The organism is Aeromonas sp. 2692-1 (assembly GCF_013085505.1).
Lineage (GTDB): Bacteria > Pseudomonadota > Gammaproteobacteria > Enterobacterales > Aeromonadaceae > Aeromonas > Aeromonas hydrophila.
The window spans coordinates 3,308,337-3,324,842 of the sequence record NZ_CP038513.1; the positions used below are offsets into that span (position 1 = coordinate 3,308,337).

At 60.8% G+C, this 16,506-nt stretch carries 12 protein-coding genes; 11 read left to right on the top strand and 1 reads right to left on the bottom strand.

Annotation, left to right across the window (positions count from 1 at the left end):
* Positions 1 to 55: 55 nt before the first annotated feature.
* Together gyrA and E5E97_RS15630 are read left to right on the top strand one after the other, a co-directional pair.
* A complete protein-coding gene (gyrA, locus tag E5E97_RS15625) occupies positions 56 to 2,803 on the top strand; it encodes a DNA topoisomerase (ATP-hydrolyzing) subunit A (RefSeq protein WP_171280524.1) in 2,748 nt (915 codons plus the stop codon).
* 294 nt (positions 2,804 to 3,097) lie between these two features.
* On the top strand, positions 3,098 to 3,268 hold the full coding sequence (locus tag E5E97_RS15630) for a hypothetical protein (protein ID WP_171280525.1): 171 nt from the start codon (positions 3,098 to 3,100) through the stop codon (positions 3,266 to 3,268).
* Between the two features lie 30 nt (positions 3,269 to 3,298).
* Here E5E97_RS15630 and E5E97_RS15635 read toward each other — a convergent pair whose 3' ends face one another.
* Positions 3,299 to 4,354: a PA0069 family radical SAM protein gene (locus E5E97_RS15635; RefSeq protein ID WP_171280526.1), complete on the bottom strand. Its 1,056-nt coding sequence runs from the start codon at positions 4,352 to 4,354 to the stop codon at positions 3,299 to 3,301.
* A 174-nt stretch (positions 4,355 to 4,528) separates the two neighbouring features.
* On the opposite strand from E5E97_RS15635, the gene E5E97_RS15640 reads away from it, so the two are divergent.
* From E5E97_RS15640 to E5E97_RS15680, 9 genes are all read left to right on the top strand, one after another.
* A complete protein-coding gene (locus tag E5E97_RS15640; RefSeq protein ID WP_026080375.1) occupies positions 4,529 to 5,116 on the top strand; it encodes a tetratricopeptide repeat protein in 588 nt (195 codons plus the stop codon).
* 236 nt (positions 5,117 to 5,352) lie between these two features.
* Positions 5,353 to 7,281: a threonine--tRNA ligase gene (gene thrS / locus E5E97_RS15645; RefSeq protein ID WP_039213599.1), complete on the top strand. Its 1,929-nt coding sequence runs from the start codon at positions 5,353 to 5,355 to the stop codon at positions 7,279 to 7,281.
* Between the two features lie 21 nt (positions 7,282 to 7,302).
* The gene (gene infC, locus E5E97_RS15650) at positions 7,303 to 7,833 is read left to right on the top strand and encodes a translation initiation factor IF-3 (protein ID WP_208021905.1); all 531 of its coding nucleotides are present in this window, start codon (positions 7,303 to 7,305) and stop codon (positions 7,831 to 7,833) included.
* Between the two features lie 86 nt (positions 7,834 to 7,919).
* Positions 7,920 to 8,117, top strand: coding sequence for a 50S ribosomal protein L35 (rpmI, locus tag E5E97_RS15655; RefSeq protein ID WP_005300673.1), 198 nt, complete (start codon positions 7,920 to 7,922; stop codon positions 8,115 to 8,117).
* Between the two features lie 15 nt (positions 8,118 to 8,132).
* On the top strand, positions 8,133 to 8,489 hold the full coding sequence (gene rplT, locus E5E97_RS15660; protein ID WP_005300683.1) for a 50S ribosomal protein L20: 357 nt from the start codon (positions 8,133 to 8,135) through the stop codon (positions 8,487 to 8,489).
* Between the two features lie 318 nt (positions 8,490 to 8,807).
* Entirely contained in the window at positions 8,808 to 9,791 is a 984-nt protein-coding gene (gene pheS, locus E5E97_RS15665; protein WP_016350663.1) for a phenylalanine--tRNA ligase subunit alpha, read from the top strand.
* Between the two features lie 12 nt (positions 9,792 to 9,803).
* Positions 9,804 to 12,191, top strand: coding sequence for a phenylalanine--tRNA ligase subunit beta (gene pheT / locus E5E97_RS15670; RefSeq protein WP_171280527.1), 2,388 nt, complete (start codon positions 9,804 to 9,806; stop codon positions 12,189 to 12,191).
* Positions 12,192 to 12,194: 3 nt separating this feature from the next.
* The gene (ihfA, locus tag E5E97_RS15675; protein ID WP_005300715.1) at positions 12,195 to 12,491 is read left to right on the top strand and encodes an integration host factor subunit alpha; all 297 of its coding nucleotides are present in this window, start codon (positions 12,195 to 12,197) and stop codon (positions 12,489 to 12,491) included.
* Positions 12,492 to 12,545: 54 nt separating this feature from the next.
* Positions 12,546 to 16,505, top strand: coding sequence for a transporter substrate-binding domain-containing protein (locus tag E5E97_RS15680; protein ID WP_171281227.1), 3,960 nt, complete (start codon positions 12,546 to 12,548; stop codon positions 16,503 to 16,505).
* Position 16,506: the final 1 nt, after the last annotated feature.

A 16,506-nucleotide genomic window follows, 5' to 3' on the forward strand; every position in this document is an offset into this window, starting at 1 on the left:
TACCATGTCGCGCTGTTTAAGCCAAAGAACAACTAATTAGGGATTAAGGCTTTCTATGAGCGATCTGGCCAGAGAGATCACGCCGGTCAACATCGAAGAAGAGCTCAAGAGTTCCTATCTTGATTACGCCATGAGCGTGATCGTAGGACGAGCTCTGCCGGATGTGCGTGATGGCTTGAAACCGGTTCACCGCCGCGTTCTGTATGCAATGAACGAGCTGGGGAACGACTGGAACAAGCCCTATAAAAAATCGGCCCGTGTGGTCGGTGACGTAATCGGTAAATATCACCCGCACGGCGACAGTGCCGTGTATGACACCATCGTTCGCATGGCGCAGGATTTCTCCATGCGTTACATGCTGGTCGATGGTCAGGGCAACTTCGGTTCGGTCGACGGCGACAGCGCCGCCGCCATGCGTTACACCGAAGTGCGGATGGCCCGCATCTCCCACGAGCTGCTGGCCGATCTGGACAAAGAGACCGTGGACTGGGTGCCGAACTATGACGGCACCGAGATGATCCCGGCTGTCATGCCCACCAAGGTTCCCAACCTGCTGGTCAACGGCTCCTCCGGTATTGCGGTGGGCATGGCGACCAACATTCCGCCTCACAACCTCACCGAGATAGTCAACGGCTGTCTGGCGTTGATCGAGAACGGCGACCTCACCATCGACGAGCTGATGACCTACATCACCGGCCCGGATTTCCCCACCGGTGGCATCATCAACGGTCGTTCCGGCATCGTGCAGGCGTACCGTACCGGTCGTGGCTCCGTCTATGTGCGTGCCAAGGCCGAAGTGGAGGTGGACGAGAAGACCAGTCGCGAGACCATCATCGTTCACGAGATCCCCTATCAGGTGAACAAGGCGCGGCTGATCGAAAAGATCGCCGAGCTGGTCAAAGAGAAGAAGATAGAGGGTATCAGTGCCCTGCGCGATGAGTCCGACAAGGACGGCATGCGCATCGTTATCGAGATCAAGCGCGGCGAGTCCGGCGAGATTGTGCTGAACAATCTCTACAAGCACACCCAGATGCAGACCACGTTCGGCATCAACATGGTGGCGCTCGATAACAACCAGCCCAAGGTGATGAACCTCAAAGAGATCCTGGATGCGTTCCTGCTGCACCGCCGTGAAGTGGTGACCCGCCGGACCGTGTTCGAACTGCGCAAGGCGCGGGATCGGGCTCATATCCTGGAAGGTCTGGCGGTGGCGCTGGCCAACATCGACCCGGTCATCGAACTCATTCGCCACAGCGCGACCCCGGCCGACGCGAAAGCGGGCCTGGTTGCCCGCGGCTGGGAGCTCGGCAACGTGGCCTCCATGCTGGAGAAAGCCGGTGACGACGCAGCCCGCCCCGAGTGGCTGGAACCCGAGTTCGGCATCCGCGAAGGTCACTATTACCTGACCGAGCAGCAGGCCCAGGCCATCCTTGACCTGCGTCTGCACAAGCTGACCGGCCTCGAGCACGAGAAGATCCTGGAAGAGTACCAATCTCTGCTGGATCTCATCGCCGAGCTGCTGTTCATCCTGGCGAGCCCGGTACGGTTGATGGAAGTGATCCGTGACGAACTGCTGGCCGTGCGCGAGCAGTACGGCGACGAGCGTCGTACCGAGATCAGCATGTCCAGTGCCGAGATCAACATCGAAGATCTGATCACCCCGGAAGACGTGGTCGTGACCTTGTCTCACCAGGGTTACGTGAAGTATCAGCCGCTCTCCGACTACGAGGCCCAGCGCCGCGGTGGTCGTGGCAAGTCGGCCACCCGGATCAAGGAAGAGGATTTTGTGGAGCGTCTGCTGGTGGCCAACACCCACGACACCATTCTGTGCTTCTCCACCCGTGGCAAGGTCTACTGGCTCAAGGTGTATCAGCTGCCGGAGGCGTCCCGTGGCGCTCGCGGTCGTCCGATCATCAACCTGCTGCCGCTGGATGAGGGTGAGCGCATCACCGCCATCCTGCCGGTCAAGGAATATGACGCCGACAAGTATGTGTTCTTCGCCACCGCCAACGGTACCGTGAAGAAGACCAGCCTGTCCGACTTCAGCCGTCCGCTCTCCTCCGGCATCCGCGCCATCAACCTGAAAGAGGGTGATGAGCTGATCGGGGTGGACATCACCGATGGCAGCAACGAGATCATGCTGTTCTCCGATGCGGGCAAGGTTGTTCGCTTCGCGGAAGGCAGCGGTCGCGCTGATGCCGATGCCACTGACGAAGTTGAAACCGACGACGACGCCGGCAACGATGATGATGGCAGCGACAACGGCGAAGGCACCGAAAGCAAGGGCACCTTCAAGGGCGTACGTCCCATGGGGCGTACCGCTGCCGGTGTGCGCGGCATCAAGCTGGGCGCCGGTGACAAGGTGGTGTCCCTCATCGTGCCGCGTGGCGACGGGGCCATCCTCACCGCCACCGAGAACGGTTACGGCAAGCGTACCGCGCTCGACGAGTACCCGACCAAGAGCCGTGGTACCCAGGGCGTCATCTCCATCAAGGTGGATGAGCGCAACGGCAAGGTGATCGATGCGATCCAGGTCGAAGATACCGACCAGATCATGCTGATCACCAACGGCGGTACCCTGGTACGTACCCGGGTGTCTGAGGTGAGCGTCATCGGCCGCAACACCGGTGGTGTGCGTCTGATCCGTACCGGTGAAGACGAGACCGTGGTCGGTCTGCAGCGGGTTGCCGAGAGCGACGAAGACGAAAACGAAGTGCTGGCCGTTGAAGGGGAGGTGTCTGAAGGCACCGATACCGCAGCGGACACCGGTGCTGTCGATGCAGGTGAAGCGGGCGACGAATAATCGCTCCCCTTTATCCGATACCAAAGAGCGGCCTCATGGCCGCTCTTTTCATTGGCTCGCTTGTCGCTGGCGTCCCCCGCTATCCTCCTTTCTTCTCTTTCTTTTTCCCCTGTCCAGTCTTGCCTGTCATGGCAGGACGAACGGGCACTGCTTGCCAGGGTTGCCCTGATGGGATCATGGCCTCGACACGGCTCCTTCATGTGAATGTCATCGCTCTGTCATGGCGGCCAGCCATGCTGCTCCCGTTGGAGAGAAACCACCATAAACGCAGGCAACGCCTGCCAGGAGCATGTCATGACCAGCTGGGTAATGTGGGAGATCTGGTGGAGCCGGGTATGGAGCGAGGCAGAGATGGATGCGCGGGCAGGCGAACATGAACCTGAGGTGGCACATGAGCCAGCCCGATTGCCCGCCGAGTTGATTGCCCACCGCAGCAAGGCCAGTGCGTCGCGACCAAGGGGCTGAGGCTTTGCCCGTGGCGGGCTTGACGGGGGCCTAGAACAGCCGCAACTGCTCGCCAGGGCGGATGAAGGCATCCTGGCGCAGTTGAAAATGGCGCTTGCCGAGCCCGAGCCGCTTGGCAATCAACCGAAAGCGCTGGGCCAGCAGATCGGCAAACTGGCCTTCTCCCCGCATCCGGCTGCCGAAGGCGGGAGTGTTGAGGGCGCCGTCCCGGCTGGCTCGCAGCTGGTTGAGGATCGCCTCCTTCTGGCCGGGATAGTGCTCATCAAGCCAGTCACTGAACAGCGGCGCCAGCTCGTGGGGCAGTCGCAGCAGGATATAGTCGGCGCAATGGGCTCCGGCCTCGGCAGCGCTTTTGATGATCTGCTCGAGCTCGGGCTCGTTGAGCCGCGGGATCATGGGGGCCGCCAGCACGCCGACCGGCACGCCGGCGCCGGCCAGTTTCTCCACCACCTTGAGCCGGCCGGCCCCGGTGCTGGCTCTTGGCTCCAGCTGTCGCCGCAACGTCTCATTCAGGGTGGTGACCGATACTATCACCTGGCAGAGCTCCTCCCGGGCCAGCTCCGTCAGCAGATCGAGGTCGCGCAATATCATGGCGCTCTTGGTGATGATCCCGACCGGATGGCGGTGGGCCAGCATCACCGTCAATAGCTCGCGGGTGAGGCGATAGTGGTGCTCGATGGGCTGATAGGGGTCGGTATTGGCTCCCAGCACTATGGTCTGCGGCTGATAGGCGGGTCTGGCAAACTCCCGGCGCAGCAGCTCGGCGGCATTGAGCTTGGCGAACAGGCGGGTCTCGAAGTCGAGGCCGGGGGAGAGCTCGAGATAGGCGTGGCTCGGTCTGGCGTAGCAATAGATGCAGCCGTGCTCACAGCCCTGATAGGGGTTGATGGAGCGGCTGAAAGGGACGTCGGGAGAGCTGTTGTAACTGATGATGCTGCGGGCGCTGATCTCCGTCACCTCGGTGTGGGGATCGCTGGCGGCAAATGCCGCTTCCCACTCGGGTTGGGACCAGCCGTCGTCGACCGCATCGACCCGCTGGCCACTGAAGCGGTGATCAACATTGTGGGAACTGCCTCGACCTGCCATCGCACCTTACCAGTACTGTTTATACATACAGGTATCATGCTGGCCCCCATTGCCGAATGCAAGCCCTGCTGGCTCAGCCGGCCATAAAAAGCATGTCAAAGGGATCTCTTGCTTGATCGCGGCGCTACATTTCGTTTACATAGACGAAATGCGAACTGGATCACGGAAATCATCATGGCACCCATCACCTCCCGCTGGCTCTTCATCGCTGTCATTGCGCTGGTTATCTGGCGCCTGATCCCGCTCTCCACCGAGCAGGAGCTGGCCTCGGCCAATCGCGCCTGGCGCACCGGTCACTTCGATGAGGCGACCCGGATCTGGTCGCCGCTGGCCGAACAGGGCCAGCCACGGGCCCAGGCGCTGATGGGCTGGAGCCATGAAGTGGGGCAGGGGAGCGAGCAGGATATCAGCCGGGCCATCACGCTCTATCGTCAGGCGGCGCAGGCGGGGGATGCCTTCGGCCAATACCGGCTGGGGGAGGTCTACCTGCGGGGGGCCGGGGTGAAGCGGGATCTGCGCGAGGCGTTTCACTGGATGGAGCTGGCAGCCAAGAACGGCGATGTGCCCGCCATGTTGAAGGTGGGCGTGCTGCATCTGATGGGGGTCAGCGGACGGGTCGATCTGCCCCGTGCCAAGGAGTGGCTCTATCAGGCCGCCAAGCAGGGCAATCAGCTGGCGCTCAAGGTGCTGCAGGAGCTGGAACTGGCGCAGGAGGGGAGCTCCACATTCGATTTCAACTGGCAGCCCCTGCTGGGGGAATAGCTGCCAAGCACTTCATCTGACTGTAGAAAACCTCAGCAAACCCGATACAGCCCCGCCTACTTCTGGTAGCATGGTCCGGTTTTTGGTTTGTCTTGCGACGTTGAACGGGTTGTTTGCATCGCAGGGCGCCTTCGCAAAGTGCTGTGGAGAGCCAGAACATCACCCATTTTTGAATGAATCTTTCCATCCCGCATGTGCCCTTTGGTAGGGGGCACCACTGTATAAGGAAACACATAATGCCAATCATTACTCTGCCTGATGGCAGCCAACGTCAATTTGCCCACGCCGTTTCCGTCATGGATGTGGCCGCGGACATCGGTCCCGGTCTCGCCAAGGCGTGCATTGCCGGTCGGGTAAACGGTGAACTGGTGGATGCCTGCGAGCTGATCGAAGCCGATGCCTCCCTGGCCATCATCACCGCCAAAGACGAAGAAGGTCTGGACATCCTGCGCCACTCGTGTGCTCACCTGCTGGGTCATGCCATCAAGCAACTCTGGCCCCAGACCAAGATGGCCATCGGTCCCGTCATCGACAACGGTTTCTACTACGACATCGATCTCGATCGTACCCTGACCGACGAAGATCTGGCGGCGCTGGAAGAGCGCATGCTGGCGCTGGCCGCCAAGGATTACGACGTCATCAAGAAGAAGGTCTCCTGGCAGGAAGCACGTGACGTGTTCGAAGCCCGTGGCGAGACCTACAAGGTCGAGATCCTGGATCAGAACATTGCCCGTGATGACCAGCCTGGTCTGTATCATCACGAAGAGTACATCGACATGTGTCGCGGCCCGCACGTGCCCAACATGCGTCACTGCCACCACTTCAAGTTGCAGAAGATGTCCGGCGCCTACTGGCGCGGTGACTCCAACAACAAGATGCTGCAGCGCATCTACGGCACCGCCTGGGCCGACAAGAAGCAGCTCAAGGCTTACCTGCAGCGCCTCGAAGAGGCCGCCAAGCGCGACCACCGCAAGATCGGCAAGCAACTCGACCTGTATCACATGCAGGAAGAAGCGCCCGGCATGGTGTTCTGGCACAACGATGGCTGGACCATCTTCCGTGAGCTGGAAACCTTCATCCGCGGCAAGCTCAAAGAGTACGACTATCAGGAGGTGAAAGGCCCCTTCATGATGGATCGCGTGCTGTGGGAGCGTTCAGGTCACTGGGAGAAATACGCCCAGGCCATGTTCACCACCCAGTCCGAGAACCGCGAGTACGCCATCAAGCCGATGAACTGCCCGGGTCACGTGCAGATCTTCAACCAGGGTCTGAAATCCTACCGCGATCTGCCGCTGCGCATGGCCGAGTTCGGCTCCTGCCACCGCAACGAGCCGTCAGGCTCCCTGCACGGCCTGATGCGGGTACGTGGTTTTACCCAGGATGACGCGCACATCTTCTGTACCGAAGAGCAGATCATGGAAGAGGTGTCAGCCTGTATCCGCATGGTCTACGACGTCTATGGCACCTTCGGCTTCGAGAACATCGTGGTCAAGCTCTCCACTCGTCCGGAACAGCGTATCGGCTCCGATGAAGCCTGGGATCGCGCCGAGGCCGCGCTGGCCGAAGCCCTGGTGCTGAACGGCCTGAAGTACGATCTGCAGCCGGGTGAGGGGGCCTTCTACGGTCCCAAGATCGAATTTACCCTGCACGATTGCCTTGATCGTGCGTGGCAATGTGGTACCGTGCAGCTCGATTTTGCCCTGCCGGGCCGTCTGGGCGCCACCTACGTGGGTGAAGACAATGAACGTCATGTTCCCGTGATGATCCACCGCGCCATTCTGGGCTCGCTGGAGCGTTTCATCGGGATCCTGACCGAAGAGTACGCCGGGCTGTTCCCGACCTGGCTGGCACCGACTCAAGCCGTGGTCATGAATATCACCGACAATCAGGCCGATTATGCAGTGAAAGTAGCCAAAGCATTGAATGATGCGGGCCTTCGCGCAAAAGCGGACTTGAGAAATGAGAAGATTGGCTTTAAAATCCGCGAGCATACTTTGAAGCGAGTACCCTTCATGCTGGTCTGCGGCGATAAAGAAGTAGAAGCCGGCAAGATTGCAGTGCGTACTCGTAAAGGGGCTGACCTGGGCACTTATCCTGTTGAAGAGCTGATTGCTCTGTTGACCCAGGAAGTTCAGACCCGCGGACAAAAGAAAGTGGAGGAATAAGCTATAAAAGGCGGAAAAAAACTGGGCAAGCAACCGCAAGCCCGCGCTCACCGGATCAACGAAGAGATCCGTCTGAAAGAAGTTCGTCTGACTGGTCTGGATGGTGAAGCCATTGGCATCACCTCCATCCAGGATGCCCTGAACTTGGCCCTTGAGGCCGGAGTGGATCTGGTCGAGATCAGTCCGAACGCTGAGCCGCCCGTTTGCCGGATCATGGATTACGGCAAATTCCTCTACGAAAAGAGCAAGACCACCAAAGAACAGAAGAAAAAGCAGAAAGTCGTCCAGGTCAAGGAAATCAAATTCCGTCCTGGCACCGACGAAGGCGACTATCAGGTAAAACTACGCAACCTGGTTCGCTTTCTGGAAGACGGGGACAAGGCAAAGGTCACCCTGCGCTTCCGTGGTCGTGAAATGGCCCACCAGGAACTTGGTATCAAGGTTCTGGAGCGCGTCAAGAACGATCTGGAAGAGCTGGCCGTAGTCGAATCGTTCCCGAAAGTCGAAGGCCGTCAAGCTGTGATGGTCCTCGCACCTAAGAAGAAATCTTAAGGCCCACAAGAAATTGACTCATGGGGTCAGCCCCATGAGTCGGTTCGCCTTGCGATTTTGTTGTCACTCACAATGCGGAGTATGAAATGCCGAAGATGAAAACCAACCGGGGCGCCGCAAAGCGCTTCAAGAAGACTGGCTCAGGTCGCTTCAAGTGCAAGCACAACCACCTGCGTCACATCCTGACCAAGAAGAGCAGTAAGCGTAAGCGTCAGCTGGGACCGAAGTTCTTTGTTTCCGCTGCCGACCACAAACGTGTTGTCGCTTGTCTGCCGTACGCATAAGGGGGGATGTGAAAAATGCCAAGAGTTAAACGTGGTGTGACCGCTCGCGCTCGTCACAAGAAAGTAATGAAAGCCGCCAAGGGTTACTACGGCGCCCGTTCCCGTGTTTACCGCGTAGCGGTACAAGCGGTAACCAAAGCTGGTCAGTATGCCTACCGTGACCGTCGCCAGAAAAAGCGTCAGTTCCGTCAACTGTGGATTGCTCGTATCAACGCAGCAGCCCGTCAGAACGGTCTGTCCTACAGCCGTCTGATCAACGGTCTGAAGAAGGCTTCCATCGAGATCGATCGCAAGATCCTGTCCGATATCGCCGTTCACGACAAGCTGGCTTTCACCGCCCTGGTTGAAAAGGCCAAAGCAGCTCTGGTTTAATCCGGTTCTGTTATAAATGCTAAAAGGAGGCTCAGGCCTCCTTTTTTGTTGTCTGTCATTTGCCGCTTGCAGACGGTGATGTCTCTACCATCATGATAGCCATACATATGGCTCCATATGCCATCAAACTAAAATTGTGTGTAACCAATCACGAAGAAGAAGCCGGTCCGGCTCGAAGCCCTACTTGATAACAAAATGATTTCTAGGGAGAAAAGGGCACCTTAACTATGGTCAGTGAAGGGGCTTTTTTTGTATTATTCCCCTCTTGACCTTATTTAGCCTAAAGGCTCCTGTACCGGGAGTGGTGACGAGGAAGACATGCAACAGCTTGAAGAAGTAGTCGGCCAAGCCAGGGCCGAAATTGAGGGCGTAAGCGACATCGCCGCCCTTGACGAAATCCGGGTCAAATATCTGGGTAAAAAGGGCTTTTTTACCGAGCAGATGAAGGGCCTGGGCGCCCTGTCTGCTGAAGAGCGTCCTGCCGCGGGCGCCGTGATCAACCAGGCCAAACAGCAGGTTCAGGATGCCCTGAACGAGCGTCGTGAAGCCCTCGAAGTCGCCGTGCTGAACCAGAAGCTGGCAGCCGAGACCATCGACGTCAGCCTGCCGGGCCGCCGCATCGAAAATGGCGGTCTGCACCCGGTGACCCGCACCATCGAGCGCATCGAACGCCTGTTTGGCGAGATGGGCTTCAAGGTTGCCCGTGGTCCCGAGATTGAAGATGGCTTCCACAACTTCGATGCGTTGAACATCCCGGCTCATCACCCGGCGCGTACCGATCACGATACCTTCTACTTCAATCCTGATTTGATGTTGCGTACCCACACCTCCGGTGTGCAGATCCGCACCATGGAACATCAGCAGCCGCCGATCCGCATCATTGCGCCGGGCCGCGTCTATCGTAATGACTACGACATGACCCACACCCCGATGTTCCACCAGGTCGAAGGCCTGCTGGTCGACGAGCATGCCAGCTTCACCGAGCTGAAAGGGATCCTGCACGACTTCCTGCGCAACTACTTCGAGGAAGACCTGACCATTCGCTTCCGTCCTTCCTACTTCCCGTTCACCGAGCCGAGCGCCGAAGTGGACGTGATGGGCAAGAACGGCAAGTGGCTGGAGGTGCTGGGCTGCGGCATGGTGCACCCGAACGTGCTGCGTTCGGTCGGCATCGATCCGGAAAAATACTCCGGTTTTGCCTTCGGCATGGGCGTTGAGCGCCTGACCATGCTGCGTTACGGGGTCAACGACCTTCGTGCCTTCTTCGAAAACGATCTGCGCTTCCTCAAGCAGTTCAAGTAAGGGCGAGAGAACATGAAATTCAGTAAATCCTGGGTGATGGAGTGGGTCCGCACCGAGTTGAGTGACAACGCACTGGCCGAGCAGATCACTATGGCCGGTCTGGAAGTGGACGCCGTGGAAGCTGTGGCCGGCCAGTTCAACAACGTGGTGGTGGGTGAAGTGGTCGAGTGCGCCCAGCACCCGGACGCCGACAAGCTGCGGGTGACCAAGGTCAACGTGGGCGAGGCCGAGCTGCTGGACATCGTCTGCGGCGCGCCGAACTGCCGCACCGGCCTGAAAGTGTGCGTAGCCAAAGTAGGGGCGACCCTGCCGGGTGATTTCACCATCAAGAAAGCCAAGCTGCGCGGCCAGCCGTCTCACGGCATGCTCTGCTCCTTCAGCGAGCTGGGGATCGACGTCGAAGCCGATGGCATCATCGAGCTGCCGCTGGATGCACCCATCGGTACCGATATCCGCGAATACCTCGCGCTCAACGACGTCAGCATCGACGTGGATCTGACCCCGAACCGTGCCGATTGCCTCGGCATCGCGGGTCTGGCCCGTGAAATCGGCGTGCTCAACAGCGTGGACGTGGTCGAGCCGACCTGGGCGCCAGTTGTTGCCACCATCGACGCTAGCTTCCCGATCCGGGTTGAAGCGCCGGCTGATTGCCCCCGTTATCTGGGCCGCGTCATCAAGGGGCTGGACCTGCACGCCCAGAGCCCGCTCTGGATGCAGGAGAAGCTGCGCCGTGGCGGTATTCGTTCCATCGACGCCATCGTCGACATCACCAACTACCTGCTGCTGGAATACGGTCAGCCGATGCACGCCTTCGATCTGGCGACGCTTGAAGGGGAACTGGTGGTGCGCCGCGCTCGTAGCGACGAGCCGATGACTCTGCTCGATGGCAACGAGGTGAAGCTCAAAGAGACGACTTTGGTGATTGCCGATGCCAAAGGTCCTGCCTGCATGGCCGGCATCTTCGGCGGCGATCGCACCGGTGTCTCCGAGACCACTACCGACATCCTGCTGGAGTGCGCCTTCTTCGCGCCGCTCTCGATCACTGGCCGTGCCCGTGCTTATGGTCTGCACACCGACTCCTCCCACCGCTTCGAGCGCGGGGTGGATCCGCAGCTGCAGGCCAAGGTGATGGACAGAGCCACCCGTCTGCTGCTGGACATTTGTGGCGGTGAAGCCGGTCCGGTCATCGAGGTCAAATCCGATGCCCACCTGCCCAAAGCGGCCCCCATCAAGCTGCGTCGCACCAAGCTCGACAAGGTGATCGGTATCAGCGTGGCGGATGCTCAGGTGGTCGAGATCCTGACCCGCCTAGGCATGCAGGTAACCATTGAAGCCGACGGCTGGACCGCGCTGGCTCCCTCCTGGCGTTTCGATATCGCCATCGAGGAAGACCTCATCGAGGAAGTGGCCCGCATCTACGGCTACAACAACATCCCGAACCTCAAACCCGCCGCCTCTCTGGCGATGGTGGAGCAGGCAGAAGGGCAGGTGACCTTGAAGCGCGTGCGCGACCTGCTGGTTGATCGCGGCTTCCAGGAAGCGATCACCTACAGCTTCGTCGATCCCAAGGCTCAGCAGACCCTGTTCCCGCAGAGCGATGCCATCGTGCTGCCGAACCCGATTTCGGTCGAGATGTCCGCCATGCGCGTCTCTCTGTTCCCGGGTCTGGTGCAGGCCGTGGTTTACAACCAGAACCGTCAGCAGCCACGGGTGCGCCTGTTCGAACAGGGCCTGCGCTTCATCAAAGACGAAAACGCCGAGAACGGCATCCGTCAGGAGCCCATACTGGCCGGCATCATCACCGGCAACCAGAGCGACGAGCACTGGGACATCAAGAGCCGCGCTGCCGACTTCTTTGATTTGAAAGGGGATCTGGAAGCGGTGCTGGACTTGACCGCCGAAGGAGCCACCTTCAGCTTCGAGCGTGCCGAGCACAGCGCCCTGCACCCGGGCCAGAGCGCCGCCATCCTGCGCAATGGCGTGGTCATCGGCCACATCGGCGTGATCCACCCGAGCCTCGAGAAGAAGCTGGGTCTGAAGAGCCGCGCCGTGATGTTCGAGCTGGAGCTGGACAAGCTGACCCCGGCCAAGGTGCCGGTTGCTGCCGAGGTTTCCAAGTTCCCTGCCAACCGTCGTGACATCGCCGTGGTGGTTGATCGTCATGTCCTGGCCGGTGATGTCCTCGCAGTAATTAAAAAAGTTGGCGGAAATCAGGTAGTTGGAATAAACTTGTTTGACGTATACCAGGGTGCTGGCATGGCAGAGGACAAGAAGAGCCTGGCCATCAGTCTTGTTCTGCAAGACACCCAGCGCACTCTGGAGGAGAAAGAGATTGCCGAGACCGTAGACAATGTCGTGCGGGCCCTTGGTGAAGAGTTGAATGCATCCTTGAGGGATTGATCTATGGCGCTTACCAAAGCCGACATTGCAGAGCACCTGTTCACCCAGCTCGGGATGAGCAAGCGTGAAGCCAAAGATATGGTGGAAGCCTTCTTTGAAGAGATCAGACAAGCGCTTGAGCGTGGTGAACAAGTCAAGATTTCAGGCTTCGGTAACTTTGATCTTCGTGAGAAGAACCAGCGTCCTGGACGTAACCCGAAAACCGGCGAAGATATTCCTATCAGCGCCCGGCGGGTGGTCACCTTCCGCCCTGGTCAGAAGCTCAAGGCCAGGGTCGAAAATGTTGAGCCCAACGAGTGACAAAAAGCCAGGCAGCCGCCTGGCTTTTATTTTTTCATGAGAAAAACCAGCCTATTGTTAGGCCTGTTGCTGGCTGCGCCACTGCAGGCGATGGATCTCCCCCTCTCCACGGCGGCCAAGGCGTATGCCGATGCCACCAAGTCGCTGACCATCTGTTATCCGGCGCTGATCCGGCCGCCTTATCTCGAAGAGTCGGGAGGCTTGCTGATCGATCAGATGGAGCGGTTGGCAGAGCAGCTCCCTTTTCCGCTCCTGCACGAGAAGCTGCCCAACTGGTCGGCGGTGCAGCGCGGCTTGCAGGAGGGGCGCTGCGATCTCATTCCCAATGTCGGTCCTTCATTGCAGGCCCTGCCGGGCATGGCGCTCAGTCGTGCCATGCTGGAGGCCGAGTCCGCTATCCTCTATCGCGGCGATCTGGAGCGGGCGACCTTCCTGGTATCCCCCATCTGGCAGGCGAACGAGGTGCTCAAGGCACTTTATCCCCGCTCAACCCAGTTGCCCCTGACCGAGGCGGACAACTGGTATGCGGCGCTGGCGGCTGGCAAGGGGACCGCCTATCTCGGTGACTATCTGCAATTGCGCTACCTGATGCGCGAATACCCGGATCAGGGGCTGCGGCTGCGCCGGCTGCGCAGCGATGAACTGGTGGTGAGCTACCGGCTGATGATGCGCGACCAGCCGGAACTGCGCGAGCTCATCGATACCGCCATCCGTTATCTGCCGCCCGGCTCCCTCTATAAGGATCTGGACCGTTATCTGGCGCAGGGGGAGCAGGACATCAACCCGCTGCACTTCACCGACAAGGAGCAGGCCTGGTTGGTCGGCACCTCCCGTGCCATCAAGCTGGTCGTCAACCCGGATTTCATGCCCTACAGCGGTCTCGACGAGCAGGGAGAACTCAAGGGGTGGAGCGCCGACGTACTGCGGCAGGTGAGCCAGCAGACCGGGCTCAACTTCCACGTGATCCCGACCGCCAGCAAGGAAGAGGCGTTGGCCAAGCTGCGCAGCGGTGAGGCAGACATGATGGCCGGCCTGCTGGAGACGCCGGCGCTGACCGCTGCCTTCGACTTTACCCGCATCATGGCGCTCAATCGCTATGCCCTGGTCAGTCGCAAGGCGAAGTCGTTCGACACGCTGGCTGCGGTGAAGGGCGACATAGTGGTGCCCGCTACCCTCTATGACGAAGCGATGCTGGCCCGGCTGGGTGGCGAACATCATTGGCGCAAAAGCGACACCCTGGCGCAGGGGCTTGCGGCGGTGCAAAGCGGTGAGGCCGACGCCATGCTGGCCGAGCTCTACCAGCTGCAATACCCGCTTCGCAACAACCAGCTGGACGGGCTGGATATCAGGGAGCTACCTCAACGCTTCGGACTGGGATTTGCCATCAGCCATCACAGCCCGCGACTCGCCGGGGTGATGGAACAGAGTCTGATGGCCTTCACCAGCAAGCAGAATGACGATCTCAATCAGCGCTGGCGCCGGCTGGTGCTGACCCAGCAAGCCGGGGTCAGCTACGGGATCTGGCTGGGGTCGGTGTCGCTGGCGCTGTTGATCAGTGCCGGCGTCATCTGGCTGATCTGGCGCTCCCGCCAGCAGCTGGCCCGGGAAGTGAGCCAGCGTCAGGAGATGGAGCAGACCCTGGCGCTGGAGAGCCAGTTCAGGGAGTCCCTGTTCCAGGCGCTGCCGGTGCCGGTGTTTCTGCGGGACAACCAGGGCGAGATCATCAAGCGCAACAAGCAGGCCAAGCGGCTGGAGGCGCGCTACCTGGCCGAGCTGCACCTGCCAGAGGCCCAGTTGCAGGGGGGCGAGGGGGAGATGGCCTTGGGTGATCAGGTCTACTCCTATGCTCAGATCCCGCTTCAGCTTGGCAAGCAGTCGCCGGCGGGGGATCTCATCGCGCTCTCCAACATCAGCGCCCTGCGCGAGCGTACCCGCTTGCTGCGCCAGGCCGAGCGCCGCCTGCGGGCATTGACCAATACGGTGCCCGGGGTGGTGATCCAGTTCCTGCTGCAGCGAGAAGGCATCGCCCAGGTAGAGTTCATCAGCCGTGGCAGCTACGAGCTGCTGGGGCTGGCCAGTCAGCAGATCCGCCGCAATCCCGGTCAGGCGCTGGGCCGGCTGGATCAACATGACAGGCGCAAGATGAAGGCCCCCATGCTGGAGATGCTGCAGGCCGGTCAGCCTTTTTCCTACGCGCTGCGCTATGAGCATCCTGGCAAGGGCACCCGCTGGCTGCAGTTCTACGGCCGGGGGCGCAGCCAGTCCGAGCAGGGCTGGCGGGTGTACGGAGTGGTGCAGGATGTCACGACCCGGGTCGAGCAGGAGCAGGCGCTGCAGGCCTCCCACGAGCGGGCCGAGCAGGCGGTGCTGGCCAAGGGACGTTTCCTCGCGGCGGTGAGCCACGAAATTCGCACCCCCATGAACGCCATTCTGGGGTTGCTGGAGTGGCTCAGCCACACCTCCCTCAATGCCGAGCAGCGCTCGGCACTGGCCCACGTCCGCCAGGCGGGGGACGAGCTGCTGGGTCTGCTCAACGACGTGCTGGACTTCAGTCGCAACGAGAACCGGCAGCTGGCGCTCTCGCTGCAGCCCACCGATCTGGTGGATTTGTGCGAGCACGTGGCGGCCGTGCACTGGTCCAAGGCTCGCTCCAAGCGCCTGCAACTGCGGCTGGATCTCGATCATCGACTGCCCGCCCAGGTGGAGCTGGATCCCCACCGGGTGCAGCAGGTGCTGCACAACCTGCTGGCCAATGCCATCAAGTTCAGCTCCCGTGGCGAGGTGGTGCTGTGGGCCCGCCGCGCTGGCTCCCAGCTGTTGTGCGGAGTGGACGATGAGGGACCCGGCATCAGTGCCGAGCTGTTGCCGCGCCTGTTCCTGCCCTTTGAGCAGGGCGGGGAGGCGGGTCAGCCGCGAGCCCAGGGCACCGGGCTCGGACTTGCCATCTGTCGCCAGCTGATGGAGCAGATGGGGGGCGAGATCCGGGTCGAGCCGCGGCCGACCGGCGGCAGCCGCTTCCTCTGTGCGCTGCCACTGGTGCTGCTGCAGGAGATGCCGCGCTGGCGGCCAAGGGTGGCCTGCGTGCATGTGCAACTCGGCGAGGCGGAGCGGGACTATCTGCTGCCCTGGCTGGGCGAGCTGGATTTGCAGGACGATCCGGCCGGCCCGGTATTGAGCGTCCGGCTGGATGAGCAGGGGCTGCGCTACTGGGACTGGCAGGGGGAACCCTGGGTGCCGGGCTCGGTGGTGAGTCTGATGCAGCCAAGGCTGGTGCCCTCTAGCCAGGGCATGATCACGCTGCCGGGGCAGGGGATGCGGGTGCTGCTGGTCGAAGATCACGAGGTGAACCGGGTGTTGATCAGCATGCAGCTGACCCAGCTGGGGGCCCGGGTGATCAGCGCCGCCAACGGCCAGCTGGCGCTCGACATCCTGCAGCATGAGACGGTCGATCTGGTGTTGACCGACCTGCAGATGCCGGTGATGGACGGCGCCGAGCTCTGCCGCCAGCTGCGTGACTCGCCGCGCTGGCAGCATCTGCCCACCTATGTCATCACCGCCGATCTCAGCGAGCAGGCGGCGGCGCAGCTGGCCAGCTGTGGTTGTCGCGGGCATCTGGACAAGCCGCTGCTGCTCAAAGACTTGGCCAACCTGCTGCGCGGCCTGGGCGAGCCCGACCAGGCGCCCGCACCCGAATCACTCCCTCAAAGCGATCTGCCGGCTGAAGGGGAGGTCTGGGCAGCGCAGGAGGTGTCGCTGCTGGCGCCGGAGCTTATCCCGCTCTATCTGGACGCGACCGGGCAGGATCTGGCCGACATTGAGCGCTGCGTCACACAAGGGGACGAGATGGCGCTTGAAGCCGCTTTACACAAGATGAAGGGGGCCGCCAAAATGGTGGGGGCCACCCCGCTTGTTCAGGTGATCGAGCAGTGGAAACGGGATCCACGGCAATCCCTGCTACCCCCGCTGCGGCAAGCTCTGGATGAGGTGTGCCGGCGACTACGTGAGAGGCTCTGAC